This is a genomic window from Xenorhabdus japonica, from assembly GCF_900115195.1.
In the GTDB taxonomy this organism is placed as follows: domain Bacteria; phylum Pseudomonadota; class Gammaproteobacteria; order Enterobacterales; family Enterobacteriaceae; genus Xenorhabdus; species Xenorhabdus japonica.
This window is the reverse complement of sequence record NZ_FOVO01000002.1, coordinates 142,993-161,629: the sequence shown is the minus strand read 5'-3', so window position 1 is coordinate 161,629 and position 18,637 is coordinate 142,993. Positions and strand designations below refer to the sequence as shown.

The following is an 18,637-nucleotide window of genomic DNA, read 5'->3' as shown; positions in this document are numbered from 1 at the left end:
TATAAACAACCAATGATATTCAAGATAAAGCATAAGCCAATCATTAATTAATTCAGTTGAAATTTGATAATGTTACATACTACTTCGCAACAATTTTTATCAACATCCTTCACCCACCAAACAACGGCAATGCCATAATAATGGCATCTTCTTTCCCTGACTCAGTCGGGTAATAATTCTTGCGGATGGAAACTTCATTGAAACCTATATCTTCATATAAACGAATGGCAGATTGATTCGAGCGCCGTACCTCAAGCCACAGCGTGTTGATCTGTTTTTCAGGTAATATATTAATGAGATACATTAGCAATGCCCTGCCGTGTCCACACGATTGATGTTCAGGATGAATTGCAATATTAAATAGCGTTGCTTGATCCATGACATATTGTGTTATCGCAAAACCGATAATCTGGTTATTCTGCGTTATTTTATAGTTGATATAACGTTCTCCCTGATTGGAGTAAAAGGTTTTTTCACTCCACGGAAACACATGGCTGGCCTGTTCTATTTGAAATGCGGCTGGAAGATCAGCGAGAGTTAATAGAGAAATATTCTTCATAATGGTAAATTTGTTGCCAAAGAGCACGTTTTGCATTCCCATCAAGAGATAAATCATTTAATGCCGGGCTTCTCAAAGAAATCCCTTGTATTGGTAAGGTAATATCAACCCCTAACAGCCAACACGGGCAGTGGATTGATTCTGAAAGTAGCTCAACATCTTTTGTCGTGATGCAATATACCGATGAGGCATCAATCCCCATGGCTGTAAAAATATCAGCAAACAATGAATGACTTAAGTCAATTTGATCATAACTAATGATCAATAGATGGGTTGAATCAGGGATGAGGACAGATAATTCACCTTGCAAGGTCATTGGGCTACGCAAAACCCATTGGGTGATTCCCAGTTGGGAGAGTAATCTGTCACGCTTCGTCATCGTGTTTTATTCCATCTGCCATAAAAAATAACAGGTAATATATTATCAGAGGGCTTATCTCTGCGCCAACCAGCATGGCATTCAGTTCTGCCCACTGATACTTATACTTGGATAAAGATTTATAGGAGCTATACATAGATGTCAGTATTAACCCCGGCCAGCGAAGTTATTCTGCGCCATCATGAGCAATTCCGCTCTCATCACTTACTCTTTGCCGGTGATCTTCAGGACAATCTAGCAACGGAAATTGAAACTGCAAGTGTGCGTGTGCATACTAGCCAATATCACCATTGGCAATCCCTGATCCGTCAGCTTGGTGATAATGCCTGGTTTGGCCTTTTAGCAGACAGCACATTTATCAAAGAGTGTGACACACTGATTTATTATTGGCCAAAAAGCAAACAAGAAGCACGTTTCCAACTACGCAATCTGTTCTCCATCCTGCCTCCCGGAACGGATATTTTTATCGTGGGTGAGAATCGCAGTGGTGTACGCAGTGTTGATAAATTAATGGAAGGTATTGCTACTTTCCACAAAATTGATACAGCACGTCGTTGCAGTCTGTTTTATGGTCAATTGAAAAATCAGGTTCAGTTTGATCAAAACAATTGGTGGAACAGCTATCAGGTGGGAGATGTCACGGTCAATACGCTGCCCGGTGTATTCAGCCAAGATGATTTGGATGTCGGCAGTCGTCTGCTGCTTTCCACTTTTGATACCCCTATCTCTGGTAGCCTATTGGACATTGCTTGTGGTGCTGGGGTACTGGCAACCGTATTGGGTAAAAAGAACCCTGATCTGTCCCTGACACTAAGCGATGTCAGTGCTGCCGCCATCACATCCAGCAAGGCAACATTGAAAGCTAATAAGCTGGAAGGTAATGTGGTCACCAGTAATGTGTATTCTGCCATTGAAGAAAAATTCAACTGGATTATTTCTAATCCACCATTCCATGATGGCTTGAAAACTAACTTGGTTGCTGCCGATGATATGATTCGCATGGCACCAAATTATCTTAAATCCGGTGGTAAATTGCGGATCGTCGCAAACGCTTTCTTACCTTATCCTGCCCTGCTGGATAATGCCTTCGGTAACCATGAAGTCATTGCGCAAACAGGTAAATTCAAAGTATACCAAGCGACGAAGAAATAACTCAGACATTAAATGCATCCCTGTTTTGCCTGCTCTAATTTAATGGGCAGGCAATTTCTATTTATCAGCATATTATCTCTGCCTTTCCCAAGCATATTTGACATGCCGATTTTTACGCCAATCACACGTTTTCTCACTAAATAATGATTGACGCCAGCCATAAAATCTCTAGAATGCGCCTCCATGCTATCCATTTAAGTGATAGTTTCTGATATATGCGAGGGTGGCGGAATTGGTAGACGCGCTAGCTTCAGGTGTTAGTGTCCTTACGGACGTGGGGGTTCAAGTCCCCCCCTTCGCACCACTGTTTCATTTTTCTTCCCTTTCTTTCTTATCTTGTGCTTCCCCTTTTTTCCCTTCTTATAGTTTCCTCAATCTTATTTGATCCTTCTTATAATCTAATTGCTGATTTTATTGTTTACTCAAGGCTCCAATTTCTTTTCGAAATCTAAGAAGAAGAACGCGGGATAAAAGCCCCCGCGCCGTTAATCAAGAATGGAGAAAAGACAATTGAAGCAGGTCACTGTTCTTTCAGATCCATTGCATCACGTATGGTAAAGAACAGATCCGTTTGATCAGTCAAACCGACAACATTAGCAGCATGTGGGCCATAGGCGGCAACGCGTAGCTGTGTACCAGTATGCTCCTGACTATTCCCTTCCGAATTACCATAATTTACTGTCATAACTGCACCATCTTTCGTAATCAGCGATCGAGTCAAGCCAGGTGATTTGACATCAGGTTCAACGATCTGACTAGAATGCGCATGATCAGCAGTCACTATCACAAGAGTGTCGCCATGTTCTTTCGCAAATTTCAGACCAACTTGTACGGCTTTATCCAAGGCCACGGTTTCACCAATCTGCGCACAAGGATTGGCATTATGATCCTGTTTATCAATCGAAGCGCTTTCGACTTGCAGGAAAAAGCCATTTTTGTTCTCTTTCAGTAAATCAATGGCTTTTTCTGTCATTTGTTCCAACGTTGGTGCGTTAGGATCTAATTTAGAATTCACTGCGCATTTTACGGGCTTTTCATCAATATTGCCGTGATAAACCGCTTTTGGTCCTTCCCAGGCAACATCCATATTTCCATCATGAAATAAACCTAACAATGGCTTTTGTTGATTGGCATCTTTGACGGCGGTTAATGACTTCGCATCTGTTACCCATTGGTATCCCTGTTCTAATGCTTGTTGTTGCAATGTTTTTTCTTTATTGGTTCCTGATATTGATTGTTGGGTAAATGATTTTGCACCACCTCCCAAGGTCACATCAACACGTGCTGCCAGCAATTGTTCGGTAATGGAACCTTTACCACCATTTTCTAAAGCGTCAGTGGCGCATTTCTTCGTCGTTTCTTCTGGACCATAACACTTGCGACCCGTCACATGGGCATATAAAGCCGCTGGAGTTGCATCCTGAATTTCAGCCGTGGTGACATTTCCCGTTGCTTTGCTGTTCTTTTTGGCTAATTCCAAAAGAGATTGATGAGGTTTGCCAAAAACATCAATTCCCAACGCCCCATTATAGGTTTTTACTCCCGTTGCCCAAGCCGTGGCAGAAGCGGCTGAATCTGTCACGTAGTTGGGTTTCTGAGTCTTCTTATCTAACGAATAGTGAGTATATTGCCCTGTGAATGGCAAGGCATCTATCCCCTGAAAAAAACCACCTGCACCTTCTGCATAATTACGCGCAATGGTAATTTCAGAATCCCCCATGCCATCGCCGATAAATAGGATCACATTCTTAGCTTTATTGTTGCTCAAGGCAGCCTTAAGTGCTTCTGTTTGATCTTGAGCCAAACGGCGTGCTCCACCAAATTTGGTAATATTGCCTTGTGCTGCACGCTGTTGCGCCATAATGTAATTTGAATCGTCGGCTGCCCATACAGGCATAGTAGCTCCTGACATTACTACAGCAACCACCGCAGCCAGCAGATTTTTTTCATAATTACGCGACATAGGATTTTCCTTGCAGTCATATGAATAGGATGAAAAACATCGTGATAAGTTGCTCAGATAATAGATATGTCACATGACACTTATTTGAACCTATGACGACATTCTTATGACAGCGTTTTTCTGCAAGGCAGGAAGAGTAAAATGAGCGCTTCAACAGCCAAAAACCGAGCAGCGCTCTATCAATATAAACCTAAATATAAACTCAATATTCCATCAATAACGCACCATGACCGATTTCAGTTCCGTGTAATGTTCAATAAATGCACTGCCAAACTCACGCCCAATCCCTGAAGATTTCCAGCCACCAAACGGTAGCGCAGGATCTAGAAACGTATGCATGTTGATCCAAACAATGCCGGCTTCAATACGTGAAGTCATACGCATTGCTTTACTCATATTGTTCGTCCATAAACTGGCAGACAACCCAAATGGCGTTGCATTCATCATGTCAATTAGCTCTTCCTCATCGTCATAACTGAGGAAAGTCCCGATCGGCCCGAATGTCTCCTCTTTCATTAACGTGTCTTCAGTACTATTGGCTTTCACGATCGTGGGTGCGACAAAAAATCCCGGCCCTTCCAGTGCGTAGCCTCCGTAGACAATTTCGCAACCTTCCTGACGCGCTTTTTCAAACAGAGACAGAATTTTGTCATAATGAGCTTTGTTTGCCAGAGGCCCCATTTCCGTTGATTCATCAAGGGGGGAGCCGATTTTCATCGCAGATAATCGTTCAGTAAGTAACGTTAAAACATCATCCATATGAACAGATGGAATATAAAAACGTTCCGCAGCCGCGCAGATTTGCCCTTGATACACGTATCCCGCTTCCAATATGCCATCAACGATTTTCTCAACGGTCATATCCGACAGAAACGCCGCTGCATTTTTGCCACCAAGCTCTAGTGTTGTGCGTTTCAATCCCTGTTCCAGAGCCGATTTACCCACAATCATTCCCGTTGGAACTGAGCCTGTAAAAGTGACTTTGGCACATTGAGGATGGCTAATCAGAGAAGATCCAATGCGAGCACCTGAACCATTGACGATATTGATCACACCATCTGGAATTCCCGCTTCTTTTGCCAGCTCAGCCACACGCAGTATAGTTAAAGGAGTATATTCGCTGGGTTTAAGCACAATCGTACAACCACAGGCCAGTGCTGCGCCCAATTTCCAAGTTGCTATCATAATGGAGAAATTCCACGGAATAATACCGACCACAACGCCAATAGGCTCACGATGAGTAAAGGCGCTATATTTTTCTCCTTTAAACGATGGCAATGAGACATTCAATGTTTCACCAGTGATTTTGCTCGACCATCCCGCAAAGTAGCGTAAATAATCGGCTGATGCTCCCACCTCCAGCATGCGGGATAATTGAATCGGTTTACCAGAGCATAAACTGTCCAATTGCGCTAGCTCCTCACCATTTTTCTGTAATAGATCAGCCAGCCGATTCAGACAATTTCCCCGCTCTATAGGGGAGATTTGTGCCCATGATCCGTGAAAAGCGGTTGATGCCGCCTGCATTGCCTGATTAACCTCGGCTTCTCCTCCCTGATTGATCGTCGCTATCATTTCACCAGAAGCAGGGTTAACGATAGAAAAAGTTTCACTTTCCTGACCAAGAATAGAGACTCCATTAATATAATGACCGTGAGAACGCTGCAAGAAAGCAGTAACCGACTCCAGCAAATTAATTTCACTCATCATTTTTCCCTCTGTCTAGTCTGATATTTACCCGTTTATACAAGCCATGTAATGTTTGACGAAACGTTCACAGGTGATTTCCCACAATACTTCAGTCCCTTTTACCGCAAACCACGAGTCGCCTTTATGATATTCAACCGTACTTCCTGTTTTGACATCAGTCAGTTTCACTGAGCCTTCATGCACCGTTGCCATTTCATCAAAGGAATAGGTCATTTTAAATGTGCCTTTGGTACAGGCGAAAATACCACATGTCAGATTATCCGCTGGTTCCCCATGGGTCATGGCGACACTCACCTGCGGATCCCCTTCCACCACAATAGAACCAAGATTGGTGACGCTGCCAATTGGCATTAATTCAGGAAGTGCTTTATCTAACAATAGTGGCTTTATCATGACTTTTACCTTTTAATGGTTATTGTTCAAAAATAGTTACTGTTCAAAAAATAGTAAAAAGAAAATAGTGACAAGAAAAAAATCTAAACAGCGATAAAACTAACGACGTCCTTGCCAATAACCTGCAGTTTGATGCCAAATCTTACCGGCAGAGAGCAGTACATTTCTCAATCTGTCTTTCCCGATAATATTGATGTGTGGAATCGAACTCAGTAGCGAATAACGATCTGAGCCTTCACTCATTCCTTCAGCCAGAATTTTGCAGATAATGTGGCTGGGCGTCACACCAAAACCCGAATACCCTTGAACATAGAACACATTTTTATGATCAGGCAGAGAACCAATTTGCGGGAACAGATTGGCGCTGCAACATAATGGTCCGCCCCATGCCAGTTCTATCTTCACATCTTTCAAATAAGGGAAAGTTTTGAGCATGAGATTGCGGTTCCATGCTTTTAAATCGGAAGGTATATATTCAATGAAATGTGTCGCGCTGCCATATAGCAAACGATTTTCTTTGGTAACGCGGTAATAATCGATAACAGGGCTAATATCACTGTATGCCCCACGAATCGGACTGATCCTTTTAATCAAATCGTCCGACAATTCTTCTGTCATCAATTGGAAGGCATAGGTATTGATCGTTTTTCTATAAATAGTTGGTTCGAGTCCAGCCAAAAAGGCATTGCATGCCCACAACATCTTATTGGCTCGAACTGACCCCATTGATGTGCGAACTGTAACTCTGGGGCCATACTCTACGTTCACAACCTGACTGTTTTCAAAAATTTTGACACCGTATTCAGTGGCAGCCTTGGCTTCTCCCAACAGCAAATTGAGCGAATGAACATGCCCGCCCCCCATATGTTTTAATGCGCTGGTATAGCGGTCCGAACCAATAACTTTCTTAACATCCGCACCAGTATAAAGTTCAATTTCTTCATCAGGGGAAGCCGAACGAAATTCGTGTAACCAGCTATGCAATGTTTTATCATGTCGCGGATTACAGCCAAGATAAGCATAACCTTGGCAAAAATCAGCCTGAATATTATATTTGGCAATTCGATCACGAATTATCCCTGCCCCCAAGCTACTGATTTTAAATATGGTTTCTAAACCTTTTTTACCCGTATGGCGCTTGATCTTATCCAAGTCATGACCAATGCCCGTCATCACTTGACCACCATTACGGCCTGTACCACCATATCCCAAAGTCCGGCCTTCCAAAATTGCAATATTAGTGATGCCTTTTTCTGCCAGCTCTAATGCCGTATTGATACCAGAAAAACCTCCGCCAATGATAACTACATCAACATCCAAATCTTCTGTCAGCATTGGAAAACGAAGATCGTATTTTTTTGTTGCCGCATAGTATGTTAATGAATCAAGTTGATTATTCATGTTATACCCCATGAGCATCTGCTTATCCCCTGATGGTGTTCAGCCGATCACCTTGCTACTCCGTTTCTCAGGGGGATTTATCACATCTATTGAATATTAGTTATTCAGGTGTATTAACAAAGCAATAAAGGGTCGAAATATTAACAAATTGATATAAATAACAATTCACGCACTTAATGTCTGATATGTATATGAATCATATGTAATTGAAATGCTCAAATCATTTGTTGTTTTCATGTTAATTAAATCACAATTATTAAAATATTTATTAACAAGATGTAACTTTTATATTTTCACTTTGTGATGAATTGGGAGGAATTTTTTCTGTTAGTGAATTATTCTGAAAAAAGATATTTATATATGTACCTAATAAGTTTCGAGTTATCACCGACAAAACAATGACTTGAAAATAATGGGTATAGTCACTGAAAGGAATAAATATGCTACCCAAGAAAATTATCCTTGACTGCGATCCCGGACATGATGATGCCATTGCTCTCCTGCTTGCCCACGGGAACCCGAATATTGAGCTGTTGGCTGTCACAACCGTTGTTGGTAATCAAACCCTGAATAAAGTAACCCGCAATGCCCTTTGCATTGCACGCATCGCCAATATCCACAATGTCCCTTTCGCAGCAGGATGCCACCGCCCACTTGTTCGAGAGATCAATACAGCCCCAGACATTCATGGTGAAACTGGCTTAGATGGCCCCATTCTTCCTGAGCCAGCAATGAAACTGGATGCTCGCCATGCAATTGATTTAATTATTGATGTGATTATGGAAAATCCGCCTAAAAGTGTGACTTTGGTTCCGACCGCGGGTTTGACAAACATCGCTATGGCCGCACGCAAAGCACCGCAAATCGTTGAGCGGGTGAAGGAAGTCGTATTGATGGGAGGGGGTTATCATAAAGGAAACAGAAGTGCAGTTGCGGAATTCAATATTTTGATCGATCCAGAAGCCGCACACATTGTTTTTAATGAAAAATGGCCGCTGACGATGGTTGGTTTAGATCTCACTCATCAAGCTCAAGCAACACCTGAAATTATCGAGGCAATCGCTCAAATTAAGACACGTTCCTCGCAATTTGTGTTGGATGCGCTGAAATTTTATGGGGATAGATATCGTGAGCATCAGGGATTTGGTTATCCTCCAGTGCATGATCCCTGTGCTGTAGCTTATGTGATCGAGCCTGATGTTATGACGACCCAAAAAGTTCCCGTTAATATCGAGCTAACGGGAGCATTAACAACCGGAATGACAGTAGCAGATTTCCGTTTTTCTCCACCTGAAGATTGCCATACACAAGTTGCTGTCAAATTGGATCACAGTAAGTTCTGGCAATTAGTGATTGATGCCCTGAAAAATATTGGCGAAACCACTTATTGATTTATTAATATCAATTACTGATTTATTAATTATGTTCAATATATTCCTTGGCTGTTGAGCCTATCATTCGACTCAATAGTCAAGGAAGTCTCTTCAAATTAGTCGGAATCCCATCAATACAGCACTGCATAAGATCAAGAACAATGTGGCATATTGTAATACCCTGTCAGGCAAATGCTTCATCAGATACTGGATTGTGGTTGCATTTGGCCTTCAGTTTCGTATTAAAGAGAAATAACAAGAGAAAAATGATTTTTCAGTCGCAGCTTTATTGGCTGCAACTTGAAATATGGTAGATATAGAGAATATTTAATGGGGAGGATGTATTGTTTCGAAATTGAACAGCTCATTAAGTTCAATCTGTAGTCCATTTGCTATTACATAAATAATTTCCAAGGTAGGATTCCTGACACCACGCTCAATGCCACTGACATAGGTTCGATCCAACCCACATTTATCAGCAAAAGCTTCCTGTGACATCCCAGCTTCTCTCCTGAGATACCTAATTCTTTGTCCAAAAAGGGATTTGATGCTGTTCGATTTTTTCATCCGATAAGTATCGATTCGTGTTACTTATCCGACCACGGACTATAAGTCACGTTTCAATTTGAGTTATGCTATGATATGTGACTTATAATCTACTTAACACTTACTTTTTAATTGAAAAATAATAGATAATTGGAGATCTTAAGGATGGAAAAAAAAGACTGGCATTCTGCTGATATCATCGCTGAATTGAAAAAACGCGGAACCACATTGTCAGAAGTATCCCGAGCAGCAGGGCTGGCATCATCAACTCTTGCCAATGCATTGCAACGACACTGGCCAAAAGGTGAGCGTCTTATCGCAGCAGCATTGGAACGCACGCCAGAAGAAATATGGCCTTCGCGTTATGAAAAAAAATGATGATTGTAAAATAGACCCAGCCTGGCTGGGTTTAGTTACATAAGATCAGCTCGCCAGCTTTAAGCCAATAATGCCTATCACAATCAAGCTAAGACTCAACACCCTGGCAAAATTCGCAGATTCCCCTAACACCATAATGCCGAAAATCGCCGTACCTACAGCGCCAATACCTGTCCACACAGCATATGCAGTTCCTGTCGGTAGGCTTTTCATTGCATAGGCTAATAGCCCCACACTGGCAGCCATCGCGCTAATCGTGATTACACTTGGCACCAAACGTGAAAAACCCTGAGTATATTTCAGGCCTACCGCCCACACCACTTCTAACAAACCAGCAATAAGAAGGATCAACCAAGACATGCCTTTCCCTTTATATGATGACTAGTGGGGCCGTCCCCAATGAAATGACGTTTATCCAGGTCGTCCAGGATAACGATAAGAAATGAAACAGAATTATAGCTATCCGATCTGGCAGTCGCAATAATAACGACCGATGAGCTAAAACAAAAAAACCGCAACTTCTAGACGAAGAGGTTGCGGTTTTTTTAATGACAAACGCAATTATTTTACGCGAGATACGTATTCATTAGAACGGGTATCAACTTTGATGATTTCGCCGATCTGTACAAACAGAGGTACTTTTACCACAGCGCCAGTGCTCAAAGTTGCAGGTTTACCACCGGTACCAGCGGTATCACCTTTCAGACCTGGATCGGTTTCAACCACTTCCAGCTCAACGAAGTTTGGGGGAGTAACAGCGATAGGACGGCCATCCCACAGAGTCAGAATACATTCTGCCTGATCGATCAACCATTTTGCATTGTCACCAACGGCTTTCGCATCTGCAGCCAGCTGCTCGAAAGTTTCGTTATTCATGAAATGCCAGAATTCACCGTCGTTATACAAATAAGTCAGGTTGGCATCCATGACATCTGCACTTTCAACAGAATCTGTTGATTTAAATGTTTTTTCCAGCAGTTTACCAGAAATCAGTTTACGAATACGAACACGGGCAAATGCCTGCCCTTTACCTGGTTTAACAAATTCACTTTCCAGAATAGCGCACGGCTCGCCATCTAACATGATTTTAAGACCTGAACGGAATTCATTGGTACTATAAGTAGCCATGGAGATCCTCTAATTTTTAACAAAATGGCTTAGCCAAAAAATGGCACATATTATAACCCATATTCACCCCGTCAGAGAAGTCTGGCTAAAACAACTTGCGGATGTTATTACTGATCCCAATGAGCTGTTACAACTATTATCCTTAAGCACGCATGCAACGCTACAAGAAGGTAATGAAGCAAAGCGTTTGTTTCCTCTGCGTGTACCAAGAGCATTTGTAACACGAATGAAAAAGGGCGATCCCCACGATCCTCTTTTATTACAAGTCCTGACCTCACGGGAAGAATTTGCTACGTCCCCTGGTTTCTCTACTGATCCACTGGATGAACAACGCAGTGTTGTTCCTGGTCTTTTACATAAATATCGCAATCGGGCTTTGCTATTGGTCAAAGGAGGGTGCGCAGTCAATTGTCGTTATTGTTTCCGTCGTCATTTTCCTTATGAAGGAAATAAAGGTAACAAAAACAACTGGCTGCTTGCTTTGGACTATATTGAACAGCACCCAGAGCTTGACGAAATTATCTTCTCTGGTGGTGATCCACTCATGGCCAAGGATCATGAGCTGGACTGGTTAATCAGTCAAATTGAATCCATTCCACACATTAAGCGGTTGCGGATCCATACGCGCTTGCCGGTTGTAATCCCCGATCGGATCACTCTTTCACTGTGTAACCGTTTAGCACAAACCAATTTGCAGGTGATCATGGTGACCCACATCAACCATGCAAATGAAATTGATAACGCGTTCCGCGAAAGCATGATGAGACTAAAGCAAGCGGGTGTGACACTTCTGAATCAAAGTGTGATGCTACGTAATATCAATGATAATGCAGATACTCTGGCTGATTTAAGTAATGCATTATTCGACGCAGGTATATTGCCTTACTACATTCACGTTCTGGACAAGGTTCAAGGTGCTGCGCATTTTCTTGTGGAAGATGAAGAAGCAAAAGCTATCATGCGGGAATTATTGACTAAAGTCTCTGGCTATCTGATTCCGAGCCTGACAAGGGAAATTGGTGGAGAGCCAAGCAAAACGCCTCTGGATTTAGGGTTAACCCAAAACCAGTGACATTCCTCATACCAGTCAATCACTGATTAATTCCACGCCATTATTGAAAATCTTCTGGATGGGCAGCGCACAGAAACCGAATGAATGTATACGCAAATCTTAATATTTCGAAACATTCTTTCTGAGCATTGCCCAAACCACTTTCTTACCAACCCCATCGATATTAGTGCCTATGGGCACTTATAGACCTGACCAACCATTTTGCTATCAAGGGGAACAAAACTAGCCAATAATCCCTCTGATGGGCTGCTTACACCATAAATAACATTGCCACCTATTTCAGCTGCTTTATTGCGTAAGTCATTGGCGGCACTACGCATAGAACTGCTCTCATTGCTAACGCCGTTGAGCCAGTTGCTTTGCATACCAGCAACTTCCCCTAACCGCTGGCATTCGCTGCCTGGCTGAGTATCGACAAAACGCACATTAGCACCGGCAGAAGTTAATTGATGATTTGTTGTACAGCCTGCCAACAATAGTACTGACGCACCAAGCAACATTTTGATTCGCATAACTTTCCTCATTGATTATAGGGATTACTACCATGATGATAAATATACCCTTTTGTATTCGATTAAGACAAAAAAATCAAAGCCATTCCCGTTCAGGGATGGCTTTTTTGTAATTCAAACTTTATTGGGAAACATAAAAAATAACATGTCAAATGGTTAACAATTAGTACCAAACTGTTAACACAAGATGATTAAACTTAGTTTTAACATTATATTGGTTTATTATTCTAACATAATTGATGGCGTTAAATTATACCGCTTTCGATGTCGAGCAATTTTAATTTTTGTTCAACGTGATGGAAAAAGAGAAAAATTATGATGAGGAAAAAGTGAAAAGAAATTTTTAAATGATTGATTATTTTTTTAAGGATAAATCAATGAGTTACTTTGTTTTTTGTAGGTTGGATGTAGATAAATGGAGTTGAAAAAATGAGATAATTTATTGGTTAACAGTTTGGTACTAATTGTCGACAATTTTCGTTTTCCTCTTTCCAGCCATATTGTCTCGAAGCGACCCGCATTACTTGCGGTATAGCGAACAGTGTGACGAATGTTCCGATGGCCTAAATAGTCCTGAATCAAGCGGGTATCTACGCCATTGTCTGCTAGGGCATAGCCGCAAGAATGTCGTAACATGTGCGGATTCGCGCAAACCGCTAAATTAGCCTTTAAACTCGTTTGTCGGATGATTTTATAAAACTGCTGGCGAGACATGCGCGCACCTGTTCTGGACAGGAATAACCAGTCACTCTGATCACTGTTTTTATAGCGTTGGCGCAGGGAAAGCCATTTCCGTATTAGTTGTATTTCTCTTGCCACCATTGGATGGATGGTGGAAAAGCCATTTTTCAGTCTCTGCACACGCAGCTTTTTCCCTTCTAAATCCACATCTGCCAACTGTAACCCAAGCAATTCGGATACGCGAAAACCATGGATAAATCCCATGAATATCATGCAGATATTGCGGTCTGCATGTGAGTGCTTTTCCAATTCTTTCAGTAACACTTCAATTTCTGAATGGGTTAGATATTTACGTTTTAATATGATGTTTGACACAGTATTCGACTCCCGATGATTATCAAAGTTACCTACTATGATTGTTGCTGATTATTCACAGACTTCAATATTAAGCATCATTAATAAACAAAATACCAAATAAAACGGCCTCCTTACTCGTTGGATTTCCAACTTTGGGGAAGCCGTTTTTTAGGAGAATATTGCCAAAAGTGGCGATATCTTATCCGATAGGGTTATTGCTGTTTGGCAATCTTGGCATGCATTTCTTGTACAGAAGTAACCTGCTCAGTAGGATTAGCACTGAGTGCCATAGTGGTTGCAAAACCACCATTCAGGGTTGTGTCATAGTGCACTTTATATTGCAGTGCGCTGCGACGCAGCAGTTTTGAATCTTCGATCGCCTGACGGCCTGCGGTGGTATTGACGATATAGTCATATTCACCATTTTTGATTCTGTCCTGAATGTGAGGACGTCCTTCATGAACTTTATTTACCAAGCGTGGATTGATTCCTGCTTCACCCAATACAACCGCAGTACCGTGTGTCGCATCCAGTTCAAAACCATGCTTAAGTAAGTTAGCTGCCAAATCGACAACTCGTTCTTTATCTCCCTCGCGTACAGACAGAAGTGCCCGGCCTTTTTTACGCATGGTGGAGTTACTGCCCAGCATCGCTTTTGAAAAAGCTTCGGCAAAGGTACGACCAACGCCCATCACTTCACCGGTAGAACGCATTTCTGGCCCCAGAATTGGGTCAACACCCGGGAATTTATTGAATGGCAGTACCACTTCTTTCACGGAATAGTAAGGAGGAATAATCTCTTCAGTAACACCTTGCTCAAGCAGAGACTGACCTGCCATTACGCGCGCCGCTACTTTTGCCAGCGGCAGACCGGTTGCTTTGGAAACGAACGGTACGGTACGTGCTGCGCGTGGGTTTACTTCAATTAGATAGACTTCGTTGTTTTTCACCGCAAATTGGACATTCATCAGACCACGAACGCGCAGTTCAAAGGCCAGTTTTTCAACTTGCTGGCGCATTACATCCTGAATTTCTTTGCTCAAGGTATAAGCAGGCAAAGAACAGGCTGAGTCACCGGAGTGAACACCCGCTTGTTCGATATGCTCCATGATGCCGCCAATCAGGACACGTTCACCATCACAGATGGCATCTACGTCTACTTCAATTGCATCATCAAGGAAGCGATCCAGCAGGACTGGCGCATCATTGGATACGCTAACTGCATTCTGGAAATAACGGCGCAAGTCAGATTCGTCGTATACGATTTCCATTGCACGTCCACCCAATACATAAGATGGACGAACGACCAATGGATAACCAATTTCGTTACCTTTTTCAACGGCCTGTTCGATAGCCGTAACGGTGGCATTTGCTGGTTGTTTCAGGCCAAGGCGATTAACGGCTTGTTGGAAACGTTCACGATCTTCTGCACGGTCAATGGCATCAGGGCTGGTACCGATAATAGGTACACCTGCTGCTTCCAGTTCACGAGCTAGTTTCAGTGGTGTCTGACCGCCATATTGAACGATAACGCCTTTTGGCTGTTCAACACGCACGATTTCCAGCACATCTTCCAGTGTGACAGGTTCAAAGTAAAGACGATCGGAAGTGTCATAATCGGTAGAAACAGTTTCTGGGTTACAGTTCACCATGATGGTCTCAAAACCATCTTCACGCAGAGCCAGAGAAGCATGTACGCAGCAGTAATCGAACTCAATACCTTGCCCGATGCGGTTCGGACCACCACCCAATACCATGATTTTCGGTTTGTCATTGTTCGGGTTGGCTTCACATTCGTCTTCGTATGTGGAGTACATGTAAGCGGTATCGGTAGCAAATTCTGCCGCACAGGTATCAACACGTTTATAAACCGGATATAAGTTGTAATCATGGCGTAGCTTACGGATCTCTTTACCTGAGATTCCAACCAGTTTCGCTAGACGCGCATCAGCAAAACCTTTACGCTTAAGGTGACGCAGGAAATCAGAGGTCAGGCTGTTAACACCGTGTTCTGCAACTTGCTCTTCCAGACGGATCAATTCTTCAATTTGTACTAGGAACCAGCGGTCAATGTTGGTTAAGTTGAAAAGCCCATCAACGGACATGCCAGCGCGGAAAGCATCAGCGATGTACCAAATACGCTCAGCACCTGCATTTTTCAATTCACTGCGGATTTTGGTCAGAGATTGTGGATCATCCAAATTGACTTTAGGATCAAATCCTATCGCGCCGACTTCCAGACCGCGCAGGGCTTTTTGCATGGATTCTTGGAAAGTACGGCCAATTGCCATCACTTCACCAACAGATTTCATCTGTGTGGTCAGGCGGTCATTGCTGCCTGCAAATTTCTCGAAGTTGAAGCGAGGAATTTTTGTCACAACATAATCGATGGAAGGCTCGAAAGATGCAGGAGTACGGCCGCCCGTGATGTCATTCATCAATTCATCAAGGGTATAACCGACTGCCAGTTTTGCCGCGATTTTTGCAATCGGGAAACCTGTTGCCTTCGAAGCCAACGCTGATGAACGGGATACGCGTGGGTTCATTTCAATGACAATCAGGCGACCATTTTTCGGATTCACAGCAAACTGAACATTTGAGCCACCCGTTTCTACGCCGATTTCACGCAATACTGCCATCGAAGCGTTACGCATGATTTGATATTCTTTGTCAGTCAGCGTTTGTGCTGGTGCTACAGTGATAGAATCACCAGTATGGATGCCCATTGGATCGAAGTTTTCAATGGAGCAGACGATGATACAGTTATCATTTTTATCCCGCACCACTTCCATTTCATACTCTTTCCAGCCAATCAGTGATTCATCGATCAGCAATTCATTGGTTGGAGAAAGATCTAAGCCGCGTTCACAAATTTCTTCGAATTCTTCACGGTTGTAGGCTATACCACCTCCGGTTCCACCCATAGTAAAAGAAGGGCGAATAATGCAAGGAAAACCAACATCTTCTGCTACTGACAGCGCTTCTTCCATAGTATGGGCGATACCAGAACGTGCAGTATCCAAACCGATTTTTTTCATCGCCTTGTCAAAACGTTGACGATCTTCAGCTTTATCAATCGCATCAGCCGTCGCACCAATCATGGTTACGCCAAATTCTTTTAGTACACCTTGGCGTTCCAGTTCCAGCGCACAGTTTAGTGCTGTTTGTCCTCCCATTGTAGGCAAGACTGCATCTGGACGTTCTTTTTCAATGATTTTACGTACAACTTCCCAATGGATTGGCTCGATATAGGTCGCATCTGCCATTTCAGGATCGGTCATTATTGTTGCTGGATTCGAGTTTACCAGAATGACGCGATAACCTTCTTCCCGCAGCGCCTTACAAGCTTGTGCGCCGGAGTAGTCAAATTCACAAGCCTGACCGATAACAATTGGGCCAGCACCTAAGATCAGGATACTTTCAATATCAGTACGTTTTGCCATTTTTCTTCTTCTCCTGATTATTTGGTGTTCTGGGCATTTGTCTGGCGATATTCTTCAATAAGTTCAATAAAGTGATCGAACAAAGAAGCAGCTTCATGTGGGCCGGGGCTGGCTTCAGGATGCCCCTGGAAACTGAATGCAGGTTTATCAGTGCGATGAATTCCTTGCAATGTGCCATCGAAGAGTGACTTATGCGTGACGCGCAGATTGGCTGGCAGTGAACTTTCATCAACCGCAAAGCCGTGGTTTTGTGCTGTGATCATGACGACATCGCGATCCAAATCTTTAACAGGATGGTTGCCACCGTGATGACCAAATTTCATTTTCACGGTTTTTGCACCACTGGCCAGTGCCAGTAATTGATGTCCCAAACAGATACCAAAGACAGGGATTTCGGTATTCAGGAAAGTTTTGATTGCTTCGATAGCATAGTCGCATGGTTCTGGGTCACCAGGTCCATTGGACAGGAAGATGCCATCCGGCGCCATTTTCAGCACTTCATCAGCCGGAGTTTTTGCCGGAACAACAGTAACGCGGCAGCCGCGATCTACCAGCATACGCAGGATATTGCGCTTAACGCCAAAATCATAGGCCACAATATGGTAAGGCAATTCTTGCTCTTTGCAGGCTTCTGGTAGCCCATCCGCTAATGTCCAACTTCCTTGTATCCATTGATAAGGTTGTGCTGTCGTGACTTCTTTCGCTAAATCCATGCCTTTCAAGCCAGGGAATGCTTTTGCTTTTTCCAGTGCAACTTGGGCGTCTGCCTCATCTCCCGCAATGATACAACCGTTCTGTGCCCCTTTTTCTCTTAATAGTCGGGTCAGTTTACGTGTATCTATATCTGCGATGGCGACAATATTGTGACGTCTCAGGTAATCAGACAGATTTTCTTCACTGCGGAAGTTGCTGGTCACTAAGGGTAAATCACGGATAACTAAGCCTTGGGCTTGAATGGCGGGGGATTCTTCATCAGCGGCATTGATGCCGACATTACCAATATGAGGATAAGTAAGAGTAACAATTTGGCGGGAATAGGAAGGGTCGGTAAGTATTTCTTGATATCCGGTCATTGAGGTATTGAAGACCACTTCTCCAACAGCCACACCTTCTGCACCAATGGAGCGACCGTGAAATTGGGTTCCATCTTCCAGAACCAATATAGCTGACTTAATCAAAACGCCCTCCAGAATGAATAATGAGTCGCATCCAATGCATATTAATTCAGATTTAATCCTTAAAATCAATGCCAATCATGATTTTTGTCAAAATTTTGGCAAATTGCGCGCATTCTAATGATGAGAGGGGGGGGTGTCTACAAAAAATGGCATTTTTATTGGCTTTTTTACAATTTTTGGTCTTGTATTGGGTAAATGCAGCTGAAAAGCATAAGGAAAGTAGGAGAGGATAATCGATTACTGTAAGAGAAAACTTAAAAACAGAAAAAAAGTATGTTTTTTTTCGTGTTCATGAGAAAAAGGCAACAAAAAGACTCAGTATTGTTATGAAAATAGTGATTAATCCAAGTGTGTTATTGAAAATTATTTTTATATCATAATTACACAGTTATTTATTAAATATCTGTGTAAT

General features: G+C 42.7%; 17 protein-coding genes and 1 tRNA gene. 5 read left to right on the top strand and 13 right to left on the bottom strand.

All coding sequences use genetic code 11. From position 1 onward, the window contains the following. Window positions 1-109 precede the first annotated feature (109 nt). Complete coding sequence (gene rimI / locus BM135_RS01710) at window positions 110-559, bottom strand: ribosomal protein S18-alanine N-acetyltransferase (RefSeq protein ID WP_092517222.1); 450 nt, start codon at window positions 557-559, stop codon at window positions 110-112. After that, a complete protein-coding gene (locus tag BM135_RS01705) occupies window positions 528-938 on the bottom strand; it encodes a DNA polymerase III subunit psi (protein ID WP_092517220.1) in 411 nt (136 codons plus the stop codon). Before BM135_RS01705 ends, rimI begins: the two co-directional genes overlap by 32 nt. Window positions 939-1,076: 138 nt before the next feature. Between BM135_RS01705 and rsmC the strand changes: the two genes are divergently transcribed. Both rsmC and BM135_RS01695 read left to right on the top strand, forming a co-directional pair. Beyond that, window positions 1,077-2,090, top strand: coding sequence for a 16S rRNA (guanine(1207)-N(2))-methyltransferase RsmC (gene rsmC, locus BM135_RS01700; protein WP_092517218.1), 1,014 nt, complete (start codon window positions 1,077-1,079; stop codon window positions 2,088-2,090). Window positions 2,091-2,307: 217 nt separating this feature from the next. Next, window positions 2,308-2,394: transfer RNA gene (locus BM135_RS01695), tRNA-Leu, on the top strand. A 216-nt stretch (window positions 2,395-2,610) separates the two neighbouring features. Here the strand turns inward: BM135_RS01695 and phoA are convergent. From phoA to BM135_RS01675, 4 genes are all read right to left on the bottom strand, one after another. Continuing rightward, window positions 2,611-4,053 (bottom strand): alkaline phosphatase, encoded by a 1,443-nt coding sequence (phoA, locus tag BM135_RS01690; RefSeq protein WP_092517217.1) that lies wholly within the window; start codon window positions 4,051-4,053, stop codon window positions 2,611-2,613. A 213-nt stretch (window positions 4,054-4,266) separates the two neighbouring features. Then, window positions 4,267-5,760, bottom strand: coding sequence for an aldehyde dehydrogenase family protein (locus BM135_RS01685; RefSeq protein ID WP_092517216.1), 1,494 nt, complete (start codon window positions 5,758-5,760; stop codon window positions 4,267-4,269). Between the two features lie 27 nt (window positions 5,761-5,787). Next, complete coding sequence (locus BM135_RS01680) at window positions 5,788-6,156, bottom strand: cupin domain-containing protein (protein WP_092517214.1); 369 nt, start codon at window positions 6,154-6,156, stop codon at window positions 5,788-5,790. A 99-nt stretch (window positions 6,157-6,255) separates the two neighbouring features. Further along, the gene (locus BM135_RS01675) at window positions 6,256-7,557 is read right to left on the bottom strand and encodes an NAD(P)/FAD-dependent oxidoreductase (protein ID WP_092517300.1); all 1,302 of its coding nucleotides are present in this window, start codon (window positions 7,555-7,557) and stop codon (window positions 6,256-6,258) included. Between the two features lie 440 nt (window positions 7,558-7,997). Here BM135_RS01675 and uriH point away from each other — a divergent pair, with 440 nt between their 5' ends. Continuing rightward, on the top strand, window positions 7,998-8,948 hold the full coding sequence (uriH, locus tag BM135_RS01670) for a uridine-preferring nucleoside hydrolase UriH (protein WP_092517212.1): 951 nt from the start codon (window positions 7,998-8,000) through the stop codon (window positions 8,946-8,948). Between the two features lie 309 nt (window positions 8,949-9,257). Here uriH and BM135_RS01665 read toward each other — a convergent pair whose 3' ends face one another. Next, entirely contained in the window at window positions 9,258-9,497 is a 240-nt protein-coding gene (locus BM135_RS01665) for a helix-turn-helix domain-containing protein (protein ID WP_092517211.1), read from the bottom strand. 144 nt (window positions 9,498-9,641) lie between these two features. Here BM135_RS01665 and BM135_RS01660 point away from each other — a divergent pair, with 144 nt between their 5' ends. Beyond that, window positions 9,642-9,854: a helix-turn-helix domain-containing protein gene (locus BM135_RS01660; RefSeq protein WP_092517210.1), complete on the top strand. Its 213-nt coding sequence runs from the start codon at window positions 9,642-9,644 to the stop codon at window positions 9,852-9,854. A gap of 45 nt (window positions 9,855-9,899) precedes the next feature. Here the strand turns inward: BM135_RS01660 and sugE are convergent, their stop codons facing one another. Together sugE and efp are read right to left on the bottom strand one after the other, a co-directional pair. Further along, window positions 9,900-10,214, bottom strand: coding sequence for a quaternary ammonium compound efflux SMR transporter SugE (gene sugE, locus BM135_RS01655; RefSeq protein WP_092517209.1), 315 nt, complete (start codon window positions 10,212-10,214; stop codon window positions 9,900-9,902). 201 nt (window positions 10,215-10,415) lie between these two features. Then, window positions 10,416-10,982: an elongation factor P gene (efp, locus tag BM135_RS01650; RefSeq protein ID WP_092517208.1), complete on the bottom strand. Its 567-nt coding sequence runs from the start codon at window positions 10,980-10,982 to the stop codon at window positions 10,416-10,418. Between the two features lie 40 nt (window positions 10,983-11,022). On the opposite strand from efp, the gene epmB reads away from it, so the two are divergent. Continuing rightward, entirely contained in the window at window positions 11,023-12,054 is a 1,032-nt protein-coding gene (gene epmB, locus BM135_RS01645) for an EF-P beta-lysylation protein EpmB (RefSeq protein ID WP_092517207.1), read from the top strand. A 170-nt stretch (window positions 12,055-12,224) separates the two neighbouring features. On the opposite strand, the gene BM135_RS01640 is transcribed toward epmB, so the two are convergent. The 4 genes from BM135_RS01640 to carA all read right to left on the bottom strand — a co-directional run bounded on the left by BM135_RS01640 (window position 12,225) and on the right by carA (window position 18,225). Continuing rightward, window positions 12,225-12,566, bottom strand: a complete 342-nt coding sequence (locus BM135_RS01640) for a DUF4156 domain-containing protein (RefSeq protein WP_092517205.1) — start codon at window positions 12,564-12,566, stop codon at window positions 12,225-12,227. Between the two features lie 363 nt (window positions 12,567-12,929). Then, a complete protein-coding gene (locus tag BM135_RS01635) occupies window positions 12,930-13,610 on the bottom strand; it encodes a tyrosine-type DNA invertase (RefSeq protein WP_092517299.1) in 681 nt (226 codons plus the stop codon). A gap of 206 nt (window positions 13,611-13,816) precedes the next feature. Beyond that, on the bottom strand, window positions 13,817-17,047 hold the full coding sequence (gene carB, locus BM135_RS01630) for a carbamoyl-phosphate synthase large subunit (RefSeq protein ID WP_092517203.1): 3,231 nt from the start codon (window positions 17,045-17,047) through the stop codon (window positions 13,817-13,819). A gap of 17 nt (window positions 17,048-17,064) precedes the next feature. Further along, window positions 17,065-18,225 carry a glutamine-hydrolyzing carbamoyl-phosphate synthase small subunit gene (gene carA, locus BM135_RS01625; protein ID WP_092517201.1) on the bottom strand — a complete coding sequence of 387 codons (1,161 nt, stop codon included), beginning with the start codon at window positions 18,223-18,225 and terminating at the stop codon, window positions 17,065-17,067. Window positions 18,226-18,637: the final 412 nt, after the last annotated feature.